Origin of the sequence: Pseudomonas sp. 22515 (assembly GCF_052044625.1) — a bacterium.
Taxonomy (GTDB): domain Bacteria; phylum Pseudomonadota; class Gammaproteobacteria; order Pseudomonadales; family Pseudomonadaceae; genus Aquipseudomonas; species Aquipseudomonas alloputida.
Genome location: NZ_JBQENN010000026.1, coordinates 14,455 through 31,458, shown reverse-complemented (window position 1 = coordinate 31,458; position 17,004 = coordinate 14,455). Strand labels below are relative to the sequence as shown.

13 protein-coding genes are annotated in these 17,004 nt (G+C 62.7%); 6 read left to right on the top strand and 7 right to left on the bottom strand.

Translation table 11 applies throughout. The features are described from left to right. The first annotated feature begins 30 nt into the window (after positions 1-30). From ACTJJN_RS21630 to ACTJJN_RS21620, 3 genes are read left to right on the top strand one after another with little or no spacing between them, the layout of a single operon-like run. On the top strand, positions 31-990 hold the full coding sequence (locus tag ACTJJN_RS21630) for an HlyD family secretion protein (RefSeq protein WP_003253678.1): 960 nt from the start codon (positions 31-33) through the stop codon (positions 988-990). Next, positions 987-3,707: a ribosome-associated ATPase/putative transporter RbbA gene (rbbA, locus tag ACTJJN_RS21625; RefSeq protein WP_014754796.1), complete on the top strand. Its 2,721-nt coding sequence runs from the start codon at positions 987-989 to the stop codon at positions 3,705-3,707. Before ACTJJN_RS21630 ends, rbbA begins: the two co-directional genes overlap by 4 nt. Position 3,708: 1 nt before the next feature. Continuing rightward, on the top strand, positions 3,709-4,821 hold the full coding sequence (locus ACTJJN_RS21620) for an ABC transporter permease (protein ID WP_014754797.1): 1,113 nt from the start codon (positions 3,709-3,711) through the stop codon (positions 4,819-4,821). Between the two features lie 55 nt (positions 4,822-4,876). Here the strand turns inward: ACTJJN_RS21620 and ACTJJN_RS21615 are convergent, their stop codons facing one another. Beyond that, positions 4,877-5,281, bottom strand: a complete 405-nt coding sequence (locus ACTJJN_RS21615; protein ID WP_003253671.1) for a flagellar basal body-associated protein FliL — start codon at positions 5,279-5,281, stop codon at positions 4,877-4,879. Between the two features lie 157 nt (positions 5,282-5,438). On the opposite strand from ACTJJN_RS21615, the gene ACTJJN_RS21610 reads away from it, so the two are divergent. Then, positions 5,439-6,416 (top strand): NADPH:quinone oxidoreductase family protein, encoded by a 978-nt coding sequence (locus ACTJJN_RS21610; RefSeq protein WP_003253669.1) that lies wholly within the window; start codon positions 5,439-5,441, stop codon positions 6,414-6,416. A 165-nt stretch (positions 6,417-6,581) separates the two neighbouring features. On the opposite strand, the gene ACTJJN_RS21605 is transcribed toward ACTJJN_RS21610, so the two are convergent. The 5 genes from ACTJJN_RS21605 to trxA form a co-directional block, all read right to left on the bottom strand. Then, on the bottom strand, positions 6,582-7,232 hold the full coding sequence (locus ACTJJN_RS21605; RefSeq protein ID WP_012054059.1) for a gamma-glutamylcyclotransferase: 651 nt from the start codon (positions 7,230-7,232) through the stop codon (positions 6,582-6,584). Positions 7,233-7,478: 246 nt separating this feature from the next. Beyond that, the gene (locus tag ACTJJN_RS21600) at positions 7,479-8,447 is read right to left on the bottom strand and encodes a CDP-6-deoxy-delta-3,4-glucoseen reductase (RefSeq protein ID WP_003253665.1); all 969 of its coding nucleotides are present in this window, start codon (positions 8,445-8,447) and stop codon (positions 7,479-7,481) included. Further along, the gene (gene ubiD / locus ACTJJN_RS21595) at positions 8,447-9,913 is read right to left on the bottom strand and encodes a 4-hydroxy-3-polyprenylbenzoate decarboxylase (protein WP_003253663.1); all 1,467 of its coding nucleotides are present in this window, start codon (positions 9,911-9,913) and stop codon (positions 8,447-8,449) included. The genes ACTJJN_RS21600 and ubiD overlap by 1 nt, the downstream gene beginning before the upstream one ends. Before the next feature lie 164 nt (positions 9,914-10,077). Then, entirely contained in the window at positions 10,078-11,337 is a 1,260-nt protein-coding gene (gene rho / locus ACTJJN_RS21590; protein WP_003253661.1) for a transcription termination factor Rho, read from the bottom strand. A gap of 227 nt (positions 11,338-11,564) precedes the next feature. Then, positions 11,565-11,894, bottom strand: coding sequence for a thioredoxin TrxA (trxA, locus tag ACTJJN_RS21585; RefSeq protein ID WP_003253660.1), 330 nt, complete (start codon positions 11,892-11,894; stop codon positions 11,565-11,567). Positions 11,895-12,147: 253 nt separating this feature from the next. Here trxA and ppx point away from each other — a divergent pair, with 253 nt between their 5' ends. Further along, a complete protein-coding gene (gene ppx / locus ACTJJN_RS21580; protein ID WP_440781602.1) occupies positions 12,148-13,650 on the top strand; it encodes an exopolyphosphatase in 1,503 nt (500 codons plus the stop codon). Here ppx and ppk1 read toward each other — a convergent pair. Further along, positions 13,637-15,880: a polyphosphate kinase 1 gene (gene ppk1 / locus ACTJJN_RS21575; RefSeq protein WP_014754802.1), complete on the bottom strand. Its 2,244-nt coding sequence runs from the start codon at positions 15,878-15,880 to the stop codon at positions 13,637-13,639. The two genes, ppx and ppk1, sit on opposite strands and share 14 nt — an antisense overlap. Before the next feature lie 213 nt (positions 15,881-16,093). Here ppk1 and ACTJJN_RS21570 point away from each other — a divergent pair, with 213 nt between their 5' ends. Beyond that, a complete protein-coding gene (locus ACTJJN_RS21570) occupies positions 16,094-16,738 on the top strand; it encodes a DedA family protein (RefSeq protein ID WP_017148020.1) in 645 nt (214 codons plus the stop codon). The last annotated feature ends 266 nt before the right edge of the window (positions 16,739-17,004 follow it).

The following is a 17,004-nucleotide window of genomic DNA, read 5'->3' as shown; positions in this document are numbered from 1 at the left end:
TACTGTGCATGACCGCAAGGATGCAGAACGATGAACCGATACGCCCCTAGAATCTTCGCCACTGCACTGATCGCACTGCTCGCTGCAGCCGGCGGGCTGGGGTACTGGAAGTCGCTTCACGACCAGTTGCCCGAAGGCCTGAGCATGGGCAACGGCCGCCTTGAAGCCACCGAAGTGCAGATCGCCAGCAAGATCCCCGGTCGCCTGGCCGAAGTACTGGTCGATGAAGGCGACAACGTGACCCGTGGCCAGCTACTGGCACGCATCGACACACGCACCATGGAAGCCCAGCGCAGCCAGGCCGAAGCCGAAGTGCTGCGCGCCCGGGAAAACTACGCCGCCGCCCAGGCCACCGTGCAACTGCGCCAGAGTGAACTGCTGTTGGCCAGCCAGGAGCTCAAGCGCGTGCGCGAAATCTTCCAGCGCAAGTTCGCCAGCCAGCAGTTGCTCGACCAACAGCAGGCGCGCTTTGACACGGCCAACGCAGCAGTAGTCGCTGCCCGCGCCCAACTGGCAGCGATCAAGGCCGCCATTGGCGCCGCCGAAGCCCAAGTGGCGCAGCTCACCAGCGAAATCGACGACAGCAGCCTGCGTGCGCCCATCAACGGCATCATCCAGCTGCGCCTGGCCGAACCCGGTGAAGTGCTGGGTGCCGGCGGCCGTGTGCTGATGCTGATCGACCCCAGCGACCAGTACATGAACCTGTACCTCCCGGCCTCTACCAGCGGCCGGCTGACCGTAGGCGATCAGGCGCGCATCGTGCTCGACGCCCTGCCCGAGCGCGCACTGCCGGCCAAGGTGGCCTTTGTCGCAGCCAAGGCCCAGTTCACCCCCAAACAGGTGGAAACCCGCGACGAACGGCAAAAGCTGGTGTTCCGGGTCAAACTGCGCCTGAGCGACCCAGGCGCCGTGCCGCAAGCCAAACCAGGCATGCCAGGCGCCGGCTATGTACGCACGGCTGAGGTGGACTGGCCGGCCAACCTGCAATGAACGCCCCGGCACTGCTGGCCGAAGGCATCAGCCACCGTTACGGCGACGTGATAGCCCTCCACCCACTAGGCTTCAGCCTCCCTGTGGGTACCCGCTGCGCGCTGATAGGCCCTGACGGGGCGGGCAAGTCGACCCTGCTGGGGCTGATCGCCGGCGTGAAACGCCTACAGCAGGGAGAGCTGCAGGTGCTGGGTGGCTCGATCCGCCAACGCCGCCATCGCACGGCGCTCTACCCCAAAGTGGCATTCATGCCGCAGGGGCTGGGCAACAACCTGTACCCGGAACTGTCGATCAGCGAGAACATCCGTTTTTTCGCCACCCTGTTCGGGTTGGGCCGCCGCGAGTGTGAACAGCGTATGGCCAATCTGTTGCAGGCCACCGACCTGCAGCGCTTTGCCCAGCGCCCGGCCGGCAAGCTGTCGGGTGGCATGAAGCAGAAGCTGGGCCTTTGCTGCGCACTGATCCACGAGCCAGACCTGCTTATCCTGGACGAGCCGACCACCGGCGTCGACCCGCTGTCGCGGCGGCGCTTCTGGGAGCTGGTTGAACAGGTTCGCGCACAACGCCCGCAACTGACCTTGCTGGTGGCTACCGCCTACATGGAAGAAGCCGAACAGTTCGAGCATTGCCTGATGCTCGATGGCGGCCGGCTGCTGGCCGCCGGCCCTAGCCACGAACTGGCTGCAGTCACCCCGAGCGGCAAACTGGATGACGCCTTTACCCACTACCAGGGCGCGGGCAAGGCGCAGCATCAACCACTGGCAATCCCGCCGCGCCAAGCCACGGACGGCCCGGTCGCCATCGAGGCACACGACCTGACCCTGCGCTTTGGCGACTTCACAGCGGTGAACAAGGTCAGTTTCGCCATTGGGCGCGGGGAGATCTTCGGCTTCCTGGGTTCCAACGGTTGCGGCAAGACCACCACCATGAAAGTGCTCACCGGCCTGATGCCGGCCAGCGAGGGCAGCGCCAGCCTGCTGGGTCGCCCGGTGGACGCCAGCGACCTGGCCACACGCAAGCGAGTCGGCTTCATGTCGCAGAGTTTCTCTCTGTATGGCGAGCTCAGCACCCGGCAGAACCTGGCCCTGCATGCCCGCCTGTTCGACTTGCCCAAAGCCGAGAGCGCCCAGCGCATCGATGAGCTGATCGAGCGCTTCGACCTCGCCGCTATCGCCGACCAACCGTCTGGCGCCCTGCCCCTTGGTTTGCGCCAGCGCCTGTCGCTGGCAGTGGCGGTTCTGCATCGCCCGGAAGTCTTGATCCTCGACGAACCGACCTCCGGCGTCGACCCGGCCGCCCGCGACGACTTCTGGCGCCTGCTGGTAGAACTGTCCCGCGAGCAGGGCGTGACCATTTTCCTCTCCACCCACTTCATGAATGAAGCCCAGCGCTGCGATCGTATTTCGCTGATGCACGCCGGGCGGGTGCTGGCCTGCGACACGCCCGATGCCCTGCAGCACCAGTACCAGGGCGACACGCTGGAAGACGCGTTCGTCCGCTGCCTGGAACAGGCCCAGGAACTGGCGCCAGCCGCCACCGACAGCAGCGTGCTGGAACAGGCGTCCACCCCCACCCTACCGCTGCGCCAGGGTTTCAGCCTGCGTCGCCTGCTCGCAGTGGCCGGCCGTGAGGGCAAGGAGCTGCTGCGCGACAAGGTGCGCCTGGCCTTCGCCTTACTGGGTGCACTGTTCATGATGGTGATCTTCGGCTACGGCATTTCACTGGATGTGGAAAACCTCGCCTTCGCCGTGCACGATCAGGACCAGAGCCCGCAAAGTCGCGCCTACCTCGAGGCCTTCCGTGGTTCACGCTACTTCGCCGAACAGGCACCGATCCGCGACAGCAGCGAGCTGCACCAGCGCCTGCAACGCTCGGAAATCAAACTGGCACTGGAAATTCCGCCCGGCTTTGGCCGCGATCTGTACGCAGGGCGCCAGCCGGTGGTGGCTGCCTGGCTCGACGGAGGCATGCCGTTCCGCGCAGAAACCAGCCGCAACTACGTGGAAGCCGTGCACCAGGCCAACCTTGAGCAACTGGCAAAGGCCAGCCCACAACCGCAGCCACGCCAGGACCCGGTGCGCCTGGAAACGCGTTTCCGCTACAACCAGGATGTGGTCAGTGTGAACGCCATCGGCCCGGGTGTGATGGCACTGATACTGGCCTTCATTCCGGCCATGCTCACGGCACTGGGCATCGTGCGCGAGAAGGAGCTCGGCTCCATCACCAACTTCTACGCCACACCCCTCACCCGCCTGGAATTCCTGCTTGGCAAGCAGATGCCCTACCTGGCTGTGAGCCTGGTCAACCTGGCGCTGCTGGTGGCGATGAACCGCTGGCTGTTCGCCGTACCGCTCAAGGGCAGCGTACTGGCTTTGGCATGTGGCGGCGTGGCCTACCTGCTGGCAACCACCAGCCTGGGCCTGCTGATTTCGGCATTCACCCGCACCCAGATCGCCGCCATTCTCGGCACCATGATCATTACCAGCCTGCCGACCATCCAGTTTTCCGGGCTGATCGTGCCACGCTCGTCGCTGGACGGCGCGGCAGCGGTGATGGGCCAGTTGTTCCCGGCGGGCTACTTCCTCGACATCGCAGTCGGCACCTTCACCAAGGCGTTAGGCCTGCGCGAGTTGTGGCCGCAGTGCCTGATCCTGCTGAGCTTCTTTGCCGCGTTCACCGGCCTGAGCCTGGCAATGCTGAAAAAGCAGGAGGCCTGACATGTCGCGCCTGAACCACACCCTGCGCCTGGGCTTGAAAGAACTGACCAGCCTGCGCCATGACAGCGTCCTGCTGCTGTTCCTGCTATATGCCTTCAGCGTGGCGATCTACATGCCGGCAGCCGGCTCGGTGATCGGTGTACACAACGCCAGCGTGGCGGTGGTGGATGAAGACCATAGCCTGCTCTCGCGCAAGCTCAGCGAAGCCCTGCAACCGCCCGAGTTCCAGCCAGCCGTGCCGCTGCCTCCGCAGCGCCTGGACCAGGCCATGGACAGCGGCCAGTACACCTTCGTCATCAACATACCGGTGAACTTCCAGAGCGACCTGCTGGCCGGGCGCTCGCCGGAGCTGCAGATCAACGTCGATGCTACAGCCATGAGCCAAGCGTTCATGGGCGCCGGCTACATCGGCCGCATCTTCGAGCGCGAGCTGCTCGACTACAGCCAGCGTGGTAACGAGCAAAGCCCGGTGCTGATCAACCCCAAGGCGCTGTTCAACCCCAACCTGGAGGGGGGCTGGTTTCTGGCCGTGATCCAGATCGTCAACAACATCACCATCCTGGCGATCATCCTCACCGGGACCGCGCTGCTGCGCGAGCGTGAGCATGGCACCCTCGACCACCTGCTGGTGCTACCGTTGACCGCGCTGGAGATCATGCTGGCCAAGATCGGCAGCAATGCGCTGGTGGTGGTGATCTGCACCTGGATTTCGTTGGTGGTAGTCGTCAAAGGTGCACTGGGCGTGCCGCTGTCTGGCTCGATGGGGCTGTTCCTGGCCGTGACCGCGCTGTACCTGTTCGCCAGTACATCGCTGGGCATTTTCCTCGCCACCCTGGCGCGCTCGACGCCACAGTTCGGCCTGCTGGCGATCCCGGTGATCATCCCGATGCTGTTGCTGTCCGGCGGCAGCACACCACTGGACAGCATGCCGCAGTGGCTGCAGTGGGTGATGCAAGGGTCACCCTCAACGCACTTTGTCAGCCTGAGTGCCGCAATCCTGTTCAGGGATGCCGGGTGGGCGGTGGTATGGCCGGATATCCTGGCGCTGGGCCTGATCGGCCTGGTGTTCTTCAGCGTGGCCCTCGCGCGGTTCCGCCGTACCCTGACGTCCTGAGCAAGGACGAGGGCCTGCGCAATCCCCACGGGGCCGGACTGGCAACTATCAGCGGTTATTGCACGATCAGGTTGTTGAACAGCAAGTCTTCAACGATCGGCTTGCCCTCTTCCGCCTCCAGCACCTGCTGCACCTGTTTCAGCGCCTCTTGGCGAAGATGCTCCTTGGCCTCGACGTTGCTCATGCTGTCCACCGTCTGCTGGGTGAACAGTGCCACCAGCTGGTTACGGATCAGCGGTTCGTGGTGCTTCACCGTCTTGGCCGCTTCGTCGCCCGTCACGCGCAGGGCCACGTCAGCCTTGTACACGCGCAGCCGCGGGCTGCCGTCGAGCGCATAGTTGCCAACGAAGGGCGGGCTCAGACTGATGTAGGCGACCTTGGGCACCCCTTCCTTGGCTTCCTCGGCCATGGCCGCAGCCGGCAGCAGCAGCGCCAGCACCATCAAGATCCACGCTTTCACGAATTCGCTCCTCAATACAGTTGGCGCCAGCTTACCCAGCACACCGCTCAAACCCAAGCCCGGGCTTATGCCGGCCCATCAGGGCGGGCCATGCTCGTTGACCTGCCAAGCGGCCCTCCTACACTTATCGGCCACTACCCGCAAAGGAATAGCCCCGATGAAAGCTGTGTTGTGCAAAACCCTGGGTCCGGCGCGCAACCTGGTGCTGGAAGAGGTGGCCAGCCCACTGCCGAAGAAGAACGAGATCCTGCTGGACGTGCAGGCTGCCGGGGTCAACTTCCCCGACACCTTGATCATCGAAGGCAAGTACCAGTTCCAGCCACCGCTGCCGTTCTCTCCAGGTGGCGAGGCAGCAGGCGTGGTGGCCGCCGTCGGCGAAAAGGCCGGCGCGTTCAAGGTCGGCGACCGGGTCATGGCGCTCACCGGCTGGGGTGCGTTCGCCGAGCAAGTGGCGGTGCCGTTCTATAACGTTCTGCCGATCCCGGCGAGCATGGACTTCACCACCGCTGCGGCCTTCGGCATGACCTACGGCACCTCGATGCACGCCCTGCGTCAGCGTGGCCAGTTGCAAGCCGGCGAGACCCTGCTGGTACTGGGCGCTTCCGGCGGGGTGGGCCTGGCGGCGGTGGAGATCGGCAAGGCCATGGGCGCGCGGGTGATCGCGGCGGCCAGCAGTGCCGAAAAACTGGCCGTGGCCAAGGCTGCCGGGGCGGATGAGCTGATCGACTACAGCCAGGCCAACCTGCGCGAAGAAATCAAACGCCTGACCGGCGGCCAGGGCGTGGACGTGATCTATGACCCGGTCGGTGGCGAGCTGTTCGAACAAGCGGTGCGCGGGTTGGCCTGGAATGGCAGGCTGCTGGTGGTGGGTTTTGCCAGTGGCAGCATTCCACAGCTGGCGGCCAACCTGGTGCTGCTCAAGGGCGCGGCGGTACTGGGCGTGTTCTGGGGGGCATTTGCCCAGCGCCAGCCGGAGGACAACGCGGCCAACTTTCACCAGCTGTTTGCCTGGCATGCCGAGGGCAAGTTGAAGCCGCTGGTGTCGCAGACTTATCCACTGGAAGAAGCCGGGGCTGCTATCGAGAAGCTGGGGCAACGGCAGGCGGTGGGTAAGTTGGTGGTGCTGGCCAGGTAAGGCAGTACCGGCCTCTGCGCGGTCGCCTGTAGCAGCGGGTTTACCCGCGAAAGGGCCGGGCCTGCCAGCCAATTCCACCCGCCGTTCACCGTTGTCGCCACCACCGTATTCGCGGGTAAACCCGCGCCTACAGGGATTACCCGCGAAGAGGCCGGAACAGGTTGCTCACACTTCGCGCAGATTGTGGCAACGCCTGAATCGCGCTTCCAGGTTGCGATCGGGCATCTGGTGACTGCGCAGTGCATTCAAGGTCTGCTCGACATAGTCACGCGTGGTGCCATACCGCCCCTTGGCACTGGCCAGGATCTGGCTGAGCAACGTATCCGGCAAGTTACCGGCATAGCACGGCAGATGCCGCTCCAGTACAAAGCCCAAGGCCTGCACCTTGCTACCATCGCCCAGGCGGCAGTTGAGCCAGTGCGGCCGGTATGCCGGATAGGGCATCTCGCGTTGCCACAGGGCCATCAGTGAGTCGTCCAGGTTGCGTTCATCCAGACGGTAGGCAAAGCCGCTGCAGGAGCCACCGCGGTCCAGGCCAAACACCAGCCCGGGCGTTTCCGGGGTACCGCGATGTTCATGCGACCACAGGTACAAGCCACGGTGATAACCATGTACCCGCGCGCGCTGGCGCTCCACCGAATTGCACTCCGGGCGCCAGATCAACGAACCATAGGCAAACAGCCACACCGGCCCACCCTGATGCCTGGACATGGTTGTTTTCATGGAGCTGAACAACTGTTCGCGAGTATGTTGCTGACCGAAATCAAGTGCCGGAGGGTATGAAACTTCCCAAGACATACTTTCAAGTGCCGACATAAGCTGCCGCCATTATTCCTGTGAACTACGGATGTAGCGAGCTTCGATTACGCTGCGGCCCCAGGCCGCTTTACCAAGGGCGCTTGCAGTAACCATAGGCCAGAATTGCAGGAATACTCAAGCCCTTGAGCACGTGTTTCATACACGGCTCCGACGACTGGGAAGTACTGTTTCAGCAGCGGTGAAAGTTATTGGCCAAGGCGGTAACAATTACCGCCTTATACCGACACTTTCAAACTTCGGTTATTAACCGCGCGGCGCGTAGGCGAACACATCGGCACGCATGCGGTGCGCATCCATACCGGCTTCGACCAAGGCGTCGAGCGTGGCGTAGATCATGTTCGGTGAGCCGCTGGCATACACATGCACGCTATTGAGGTCGGCAATGTCGTCGCAGACCGCTTCATGCAGCATGCCGCAGCGGCCTTCCCAGCCACACAGGTCGCTGACCACTTGATGCAGGAACAGATTAGGCAGACGCTGCCATTCGTCCCAGTGCTCGATCTGATAGAAATCCTCGGGCCGGCGCACCCCCCAGTACAGGTGTACCGGGTGCTTGAAGCCCTGAGCCCGGCAGTGCTCGACCAGGCTGTGCATCTGGCCCATGCCAGTGCCGGCGGCAATCAGCACCAGCGGCCCGTCGGGCAGCTCGGCCAGGTGGGTGTCGCCAAACGGCATTTCAATGCGCGCCAGGCCATCTCGCCTCAGCTGGTCGATCAGTTGCACCGCACTGGGCTCACGCGCCAGCACATGCAGCTCCAGTTCACGCCCGGCATGTGGCGCGGACGCCAGCGAGAAAGCTGCCTGCTTGCCGCCCTCACGTTCGATCATCAGGTATTGCCCCGCGTGATAACGCAGAGGTTTACCGGCAGGCGCACGCAGGCGCACCCGCCAGACGTCGCCGCCGACGTCGACGCACTCACTGACGCTGCACGCCAGCTTGCGCACTGGCAGCTCGCCCAAGGCAAGCACACCGTCCCAGAGCAACACGCAGTCCTCCAGCGGTTCGGCAATGCAGGTGAACAACTCGCCATGGTCGCGGACTTCGCCATCCTGGCGAACCCGTCCTTCAACCAACAACGCGGCGCAAACATGGCAATTGCCATTGCGGCAGCTGTTTGGGCAGTCATAGCCCAGCCGCCGTGCTCCATCCAGGATCCTTTCCCCGGGTTCAAGCGCCAGCACCGCCCCGGACGGCTGCAACGTTACCTGCATCAATCTATTCCCAACTGATCCCACAGCTCATCGATACGGCGGGTGACGGCCTCATCCTTGACGATGACCCGGCCCCATTCGCGTGTAGTCTCGCCCGGCCACTTGTGCGTAGCGTCCAGGCCCATCTTCGAACCCAGCCCCGACACCGGTGACGCAAAGTCCAGGTAGTCGATCGGGGTGTTGTCAATCATTACCGTATCACGCTTGGGGTCCATGCGCGTGGTAATGGCCCAGATCACATCGTTCCAGTCACGAGCGTTGATATCGTCATCGGTGACAATAACGAACTTGGTGTACATGAACTGTCGCAGGAACGACCACACACCCAGCATTACGCGCTTGGCGTGGCCTGGGTACTGTTTCTTCATGGTCACCACCGCCATGCGGTACGAGCAGCCTTCCGGCGGCAGGTAGAAGTCGGTGATTTCCGGGAACTGCTTCTGCAGGATCGGCACGAACACTTCGTTCAGCGCCACGCCGAGAATGGCCGGCTCATCTGGCGGCCGGCCGGTGTAAGTGCTGTGGTAGATCGGTTTTTGCCGGTGGGTGATGCGCTCAACGGTGAACACCGGGAAACTGTCCACTTCGTTGTAGTAGCCCGTGTGATCGCCGTAAGGGCCTTCCGGGGCCATTTCGCCTGGGTGGATCACCCCTTCCAGAATGATCTCGGCGGTTGCCGGTACCTGCAGGTTGCTGCCACGGCACTTGACCAGTTCGGTGCGATTGCCTCGCAGCAGGCCGGCGAAGGCGTACTCGGAAAGGGTGTCCGGGACCGGGGTCACCGCGCCGAGAATGGTCGCTGGGTCAGCGCCCAGGGCCACGGCGACCGGAAACGGCTGGCCGGGGTTCTTCTCGCACCACTCTCGGTAGTCGAGGGCGCCGCCACGGTGGCTGAGCCAGCGCATGATCACCTTGTTGCGGCCGATCACCTGCTGGCGGTAGATGCCCAGGTTCTGGCGGTCCTTGTTCGGGCCACGGGTCACGGTGAGGCCCCAGGTAATCAGCGGCGCCACGTCGCCAGGCCAGCAGTGCTGAATCGGCAGCGTGCCAAGGTCGACATCGTCACCCTCGACCACCACTTCCTGGCACACCGCGTCCTTGACCACTTTTGGCGCCATCGACACGACCTTCTTGAAGATCGGCAGCTTCGACCAGGCGTCCTTCAGGCCCTTGGGCGGCTCGGGCTCCTTGAGGAAGGCCAGCAGCTTGCCGATTTCCCGCAGTTCGCTGACCGACTCGGCGCCCATGCCCATCGCCACCCGCTCCGGGGTACCGAACAGGTTGCCGAGCACGGGGATGTCGAAGCCGGTGGGCTTTTCGAACAACAATGCCGGGCCCTTGGCGCGCAGGGTGCGGTCGCAGACCTCGGTCATTTCCAGGACGGGGGAGATCGGTACCTGGATGCGCTTGAGCTCGCCGCGCTGTTCCAGGCCACGGATGAAGTCGCGCAAGTCGCGATACTGCATGCAGGAGCCTCGTGTTGGCCGTATCGGTCGGGGTGCAGAGTGTAGCGCCGTTCGGGCCTTGTTTGGGGGTGAAAATGCATTGGGGCCGCTTTGCACCCCTTCGCGGGCAAGCCCGCTCNAAGGGCCGCAAGGCGGCCCCAATCAATCCAGCCTGAAACGCTCGCTTACTTGCGCTTCATCGACAGGAAGAACTCATCGTTGGTCTTGGTCTGCTTGAGCTTGTCGACCAGGAACTCGATGGCGGCGATTTCGTCCATCGGGTGCAGCAGCTTGCGCAGAATCCACATACGCTGCAGTTCGTCGTCAGCGGTCAGCAACTCTTCGCGGCGGGTGCCGGAACGGTTGATGTTGATGGCCGGGAACACACGCTTCTCGGCGATGCGGCGGTCCAGCGGCAGCTCCATGTTGCCGGTGCCCTTGAACTCTTCGTAGATCACTTCGTCCATCTTCGAGCCGGTTTCAACCAGCGCAGTGGCGATAATGGTCAGCGAACCGCCTTCCTCGATGTTACGTGCAGCACCGAAGAAGCGCTTGGGCTTCTCGAGGGCGTGGGCGTCGACACCACCGGTCAGCACCTTGCCGGAGCTCGGGATCACGGTGTTGTAGGCACGCGCCAGTCGAGTGATCGAGTCCAGCAGGATAACCACATCTTTCTTGTGCTCGACCAGGCGCTTGGCCTTCTCGATCACCATCTCGGCAACCTGCACGTGGCGGGTTGGCGGCTCGTCGAAGGTGGAAGCAACCACTTCGCCACGCACGGTGCGCTGCATTTCGGTCACTTCTTCCGGGCGCTCGTCGATCAGCAGGACGATCAGGTGGCACTCAGGGTTGTTACGGGTGATGTTGGCCGCAATGTTCTGCAGCATGATCGTCTTACCGGCTTTCGGCGGGGCAACGATCAGGCCGCGCTGGCCTTTGCCGATCGGGGCGCACAGGTCGATGACGCGACCGGTCAAGTCCTCGGTGGAGCCGTTACCGGCCTCCATCTTCAGGCGCTTGTTCGGGAACAGCGGCGTCAGGTTTTCGAACAGGATCTTGTTCTTCGCGTTTTCCGGGCGGTCGAAGTTGATGGTATCGACCTTCAGCAGGGCGAAGTAACGCTCCCCTTCCTTCGGTGGGCGGATCTTGCCGACGATGGTGTCGCCGGTACGCAGGTTGAAACGGCGGATCTGGCTGGGCGAGACATAGATATCGTCTGGGCCGGCCAGGTAGGACGCATCAGCCGAACGCAGGAAACCGAAACCATCCTGGAGAATCTCCAGCACGCCGTCACCCGAGATCTCTTCGCCGCTTTTCGCATGCTTCTTCAGCAGGGCGAAAATCACGTCCTGTTTGCGCGAACGGGCCATGTTTTCGATGCCCATCTGTTCGGCCATTTCCAAAAGATCGGTAATCGGCTTTTGCTTGAGTTCAGTCAGGTTCATAAGGGGAATGACGTAATCATGTAAGAAGGGAGAATTAAGCTTCTGGCTTAATGAGGCCGCGCCGCTGGATGGCGACAGGATCGCGTACTGATTCGAATTAGGGATGCTTCGGCGACGGCATGTAGAGGGCACTGGAAAAGCAGTGCGAGGCCGAATGTAACACTTGCTTTTTTCTGCGTCTAGTGCTCTGAAAAAGAAAAGCCCCGCATTTGCGGGGCCTTTTCACATCACAGGTGGGCGTCGAGGAATGCGGCCAGCTGCGATTTGGACAGTGCACCAACCTTGGTGGCTTCGACGTTGCCGTTCTTGAACAGCATCAGCGTCGGGATACCACGCACACCGTGCTTGGCCGGGGTTTCCTGGTTCTCGTCGATGTTCAGCTTGGCGACGGTCAGTTTGCCCTCGTAGGTGGAAGCGATGTCGTCCAGAACCGGAGCGATCATCTTGCATGGACCGCACCATTCAGCCCAGTAGTCGACCAGTACCGCGCCTTCGGCCTTCAGGACATCGGCTTCGAAGGAGGCGTCGGTGACATGTTTGATCAGATCGCTGCTCATGGATATCTCCAGGGTCGTAAGCAAAAAACGTGGCCCATGATAGCCGCACCTACGCCGGACAGGAAGCCACGGACGATTGAGTGTAACTATAGTTGCGCAAGACGCCGCGAATCGAAACTGTCATATGGCCGTCATAGAATCGAATGGCACATTGCCTTGCATCAAGGCCAGTACAACGGCTGAGTGTCACGCGTTGGCGATAGCCTGCTATCGTGGCACGATTGCCAGGTTAACGACCGAGAACAACCAGATCATGCCGCATACCATCGCGAAGAACCTGTCCCTGATCGCCGCCATCGACCTTGGCTCCAACAGTTTTCACATGGTCGTGGCCAAGGCCCACCATACCGAAATCCGCATCCTTGAGCGGCTCGGCGAGAAGGTTCAACTGGCCGCCGGCATCGACGAAGAGCGCATGCTCAGTGAAGAGGCAATGGAAAGGGGCCTGGATTGCCTCAAGCGCTTTTCCCAGCTGATCAACGGCATGCCGGCAGGCTCCGTGCGTATCGTCGGTACCAACGCCTTGCGCGAAGCGCGCAACCGTAACGAATTCATCCAGCGCGCCGAAGACATCCTCGGCCACCCGGTGGAGGTCATCTCTGGCCGTGAAGAGGCGCGCCTGATCTACCTGGGCGTGTCGCACACCCTGGCCGACACCCCCGGCAAGCGCCTGGTGGCCGACATCGGCGGCGGCAGTACCGAGTTCATCATCGGCCAGCGCTTCGAGCCGCTGCTGCGTGAAAGCCTGCAGATGGGTTGCGTGAGCTTTACCCAGCGTTACTTCCGCGACGGCAAGATCACCCCCGCCCGCTATGCCCAGGCCTACACGGCCGCGCGCCTGGAACTGATGAGCATCGAAAATGCCCTGCACCGCCTGACCTGGGATGAGGCCATCGGCTCATCCGGCACTATTCGCGCCATCGGCGCTGCCATCAAGGCCGGCGGCCTGGGCAATGGCGAGGTCAACGCCGAAGGCCTGGCCTGGGTCAAACGCAAGCTGTTCAAGCTGGGTGAAGTCGACAAGATCGACTTCGACGGCGTCAAGCCAGACCGCCGCACTATCTTCCCGGCTGGCTTGGCGATTCTCGAAGCGATCTTCGATGCCCTTGAACTGAACCGCATGGACCACTGCGACGGCGCCCTGCGCGAAGGTGTGCTGTTCGATCTGCTTGGCCGCCACCACCACGAAGACGTGCGCGAACGCACCCTGAACTCGCTGATGGAGCGCTATCACGTGGACCAGGGCCAGGCTGCGCGCGTCGAGCGCAAGGCGTTGCACGCATTCGACCAGGTGGCCGACGCTTGGAACCTGAAAGACGGAAACTGGCGCGATCTACTGGGCTGGGCCGCGAAAGTGCACGAAATCGGGCTGGACATTGCCCATTATCACTACCACAAGCACGGCGCTTATCTGATCGAGCACTCGGACCTGGCAGGCTTTTCCCGGGAAGATCAGCAGATGATGGCCCTGCTGGTACGCGGCCACCGCCGCAACATCCCCAAGGACCGTTACGCCGAACTGGGTGATGAAGGGGTCAAGCTGCTGCGCCTGTGCGTGCTGCTGCGCTTTGCCATCCTGTTCCACCACATCCGCGGCACTCAGCAAATGCCAAAGGTAGAACTGCACGGTGGGGACAACAGCCTGGATGTAGCCTTCCCTGACGGTTGGCTGGAGCAGAACCAGCTGACCCAGGCCGACTTCGCCAACGAGGCGGAGTGGCTGGCCCGGGTCGGCTTCGTCCTCAGCGTACGTTGAGGACCGGGTTGCTCAGGCGCTCCAGCAGAGTCGCCTGAACGCTGCGCGGGTTCTGGTTGCCGGTCGGGGTGCTGCGCACGTAGCGCCCGTCCGGCTGCAAGGTCCAGGCGTGGGTATTGTCGGTCAGGTAGCCTTCCAGCTCCTTCTTCACCCGCAGCAACAGTTTCTTGCCTTCCACCGGGAAGCAGGTCTCGACACGCTTGTCGAGGTTGCGCTCCATCCAGTCGGCGCTGGACAGGTAGATCTGCTCTTCGCCGCCATTGAGGAAGTAGAACACCCGCGTGTGCTCGAGGAAGCGGCCAATGATCGAGCGCACCTGGATGTTGTGCGAAACCCCCGGAATGCCCGGGCGCAGGCAGCACATGCCACGCACCACCAAGTCGATTTTCACGCCCGACTGGCTGGCCTTGTACAGCGCCTTGATGACTTTGGCGTCGGTCAGCGAGTTGAACTTGGCGATGATGTGCGCCGGCTTGCCTTCAAGGGCAAACTGGGTTTCCCGCGCGATCATGTCGAGCATGCCCTTTTTCAGGGTGAACGGCGCATGCAGCAGCTTCTTCATGCGCAAGGTCTTGCCCATGCCGATCAGCTGGCTGAACAGCTTGCCGACGTCTTCGGTGAGCGCATCGTCAGAAGTCAGCAGGCTGTAATCGGTGTACAGGCGAGCGTTGCCGGCGTGGTAGTTACCGGTACCCAGGTGCGCATAACGCACGATCTCGCCCTGCTCGCGGCGCAGAATCAGCATCATCTTGGCGTGGGTCTTGAAGCCGACCACACCGTAGATGACTACCGCACCGGCTGCTTGCAGGCGGCTGGCCATCTGCAGGTTGGACTCTTCGTCAAAACGCGCACGCAACTCGATCACCGCAGTGACCTCCTTGCCGTTACGCGCTGCGTCCACCAGGGCGTCGACGATTTCCGAGTTAGCCCCCGAGCGATACAGGGTCTGGCGCACGGCGAGCACGTGCGGGTCCTTGGCGGCCTGGCGCAGCAGGTCGACCACTGGCGTGAAGGACTCGAACGGGTGCATCAGCAGGATATCCTGCTTGCTGATCACACTGAAAATGTTGTCAGCGTTCGCCAGCAGCTTGGGGATCGCCGGGGTGAACGGTGTGTATTGCAGCTCCGGGTGGCTGTCCAGGCCGGTGATGCTGAACAGGCGGGTGAGGTTGACCGGGCCATTGACCTGGTACAGCTCACTTTCGCTGAGGCTGAACTGCTTCAACAGGTAGTCCGACAGGTGTTTCGGGCAGGTGTCGGCCACTTCCAGGCGCACGGCGTCACCGTAGCGGCGCGAGAACAGCTCGCCGCGCAGCGCGCGGGCCAGGTCGTCGACCTCTTCAGAGTCAAGCGCCAGGTCGGCGTTGCGCGTCAGACGGAACTGATAGCAGCCCTTCACCTTCATGCCCTGGAACAGGTCGTCGGCGTGCGCGTGGATCATCGACGACAGGAACACGTAGTTTGCGCCCGGGCCGCCCACCTCTTCCGGCACGCGAATAACCCGCGGCAGCAGGCGTGGTGCCGGAATGATCGCCAGGCCCGAGTCGCGACCGAAGGCGTCCACCCCCTCGAGCTCGACGATGAAGTTGAGGCTCTTGTTCACCAGCAGCGGGAACGGGTGAGTCGGGTCGAGGCCAATCGGAGTAATGATCGGGGCAATTTCGTCGCGGAAGTAGCGGCGCACCCAGGTCTTGAGCTTGGGTGTCCAGTAGCGGCGGCGGATGAAGCGGATCTGGTGCTTTTCCAGCTCTGGCAGCAGCACGTCGTTGAGGATCGCGTACTGGCGCTCTACCTCGATGTGCACCAGTTCGCTGATACGCGCCAGCGCCTGGTGCGGCTGCAGGCCATCGGCGCCGGCCTGTTCACGGGCGAAGTTGATCTGCTTCTTCAGGCCTGCGACACGAATCTCAAAGAACTCGTCGAGGTTGCTGGAGAAGATCAACAGGAACTTGAGGCGTTCCAGCAGCGGGTAGTTCTCGTCCAGTGCCTGCTCCAGCACCCGGATATTGAACTGCAGTTGCGAGAGTTCGCGATGAATGTACAGGCTGCTGTCGTCCAGGCCAGGGACGGCGATGGCCGGGGACGGCGCGGGCACCGGAGCCACAGGTTCGACCACCTGTTCCGCTACAGGCTCGGCCACCGGAGGCAGGTCTGGCGGGGTCTGCAGCATCTCTTCTGGAAGCTCCTGAGCATCCTTGATCGCGACAGGGCTTAGCACTTCATTATTCATCTGGCGTTCCTGAGGACGTTAACGCCCTATCATCTATTGAGCGGCAAGATAAGCGCCCATTATGACGCCCGTGTTACACACATGGGCAAGCCGTGGCAAGTGGCCTCTGGCATTGTCTGCGCTGGAAATGTTCACGTCGAGACACATTTGGACACTTTCACGAACGCGCGCGAAGGGGTAGGCTGCGCGTTCATTTCGCCAGCACCTCAGAAAATGCTTCAACAATTCCTGCAGGATTTCGGCTACTTCGCCCTTTTTCTAGGCACCTTCTTTGAAGGCGAGACCATTCTGGTGCTTGCGGGATTCCTTGCGTTCCGCGGTTACATGGATATCAATCTGGTGTGCCTGGTGGCCTTCTTCGGCAGCTACGCGGGCGACCAGTTGTGGTACTTCATGGGCCGACGCCACGGGCGCAGGATCCTGGCGCGCAAGCCGCGCTGGCAGGCAATGGGCGACCGGGCGCTGGACCATATCCGCCGCCACCCCGATATCTGGGTGCTGAGCTTCCGCTTTGTCTATGGTTTGCGCACGGTCATGCCGGTGGCCATCGGCCTGTCGGGTTACCCGCCACGCCGCTACCTGCTGCTGAACGGGATTGGCGCGGGCATCTGGGCAGTGGCCCTGGGCGCCGCCGCCTACCACTTCGGCGCCATCCTCGAAGGCTTGCTAGGCAACGTCAAACGTTACGAGCTATGGGTGCTTGGCGGCCTGGTGGCGCTGGGTGGCCTGCTGTGGCTGCGCCGGCGCTTCCGTACTCTGCGCGCGGAGCGCAGGGCGGCGAGCCAGGCCCAGCCCCCAGAGGCTGAGCAGGCTGTAAGCCACGAGCAGAAACCAGGCCAGCGGGGCGACCACCGCTAAGCCCCAGGCGCCGGCCAGGTACAATGCCGGCGCATTCAGACACAACCGCGCCAGCTCCAGGCGTGCAGACCAGGGCCGGTTCTCCAGCAACGCGCCCAGCACGAACAAACCAAACGCCATCAGTGACCAGCCTAGCACCAGCGCGGCGGCCGGCACGCGGTCGGCCACATCCATCAGGTAGCTGCCCAAGGCCACATAAACCACGAACTGCGCCGCCACATAGGCTTGCTGCCCGCGCCCCAGGGCAATCTCGAACTTGCGAAACA

Bases quoted from the DNA above. Each gene is read 5' to 3' on its own strand.
- rbbA (WP_014754796.1), top strand. From the start codon at position 987: ATGAACGCCCCGGCACTGCTGGCCGAAGGCATCAGCCACCGTTACGGC.
- ACTJJN_RS21620 (WP_014754797.1), top strand. From the start codon at position 3,709: ATGTCGCGCCTGAACCACACCCTGCGCCTGGGCTTGAAAGAACTGACC.
- ACTJJN_RS21630 (WP_003253678.1), top strand. From the start codon at position 31: ATGAACCGATACGCCCCTAGAATCTTCGCCACTGCACTGATCGCACTG.
- ACTJJN_RS21600 (WP_003253665.1), bottom strand. From the start codon at position 8,447: ATGCAGGTAACGTTGCAGCCGTCCGGGGCGGTGCTGGCGCTTGAACCC.
- ppk1 (WP_014754802.1), bottom strand. From the start codon at position 15,880: ATGAATAATGAAGTGCTAAGCCCTGTCGCGATCAAGGATGCTCAGGAG.
- ubiD (WP_003253663.1), bottom strand. From the start codon at position 9,913: ATGCAGTATCGCGACTTGCGCGACTTCATCCGTGGCCTGGAACAGCGC.
- trxA (WP_003253660.1), bottom strand. From the start codon at position 11,894: ATGAGCAGCGATCTGATCAAACATGTCACCGACGCCTCCTTCGAAGCC.
- ACTJJN_RS21605 (WP_012054059.1), bottom strand. From the start codon at position 7,232: ATGTCGGCACTTGAAAGTATGTCTTGGGAAGTTTCATACCCTCCGGCA.
- ppx (WP_440781602.1), top strand. From the start codon at position 12,148: ATGCCGCATACCATCGCGAAGAACCTGTCCCTGATCGCCGCCATCGAC.
- rho (WP_003253661.1), bottom strand. From the start codon at position 11,337: ATGAACCTGACTGAACTCAAGCAAAAGCCGATTACCGATCTTTTGGAA.
- ACTJJN_RS21610 (WP_003253669.1), top strand. From the start codon at position 5,439: ATGAAAGCTGTGTTGTGCAAAACCCTGGGTCCGGCGCGCAACCTGGTG.
- ACTJJN_RS21570 (WP_017148020.1), top strand. From the start codon at position 16,094: ATGCTTCAACAATTCCTGCAGGATTTCGGCTACTTCGCCCTTTTTCTA.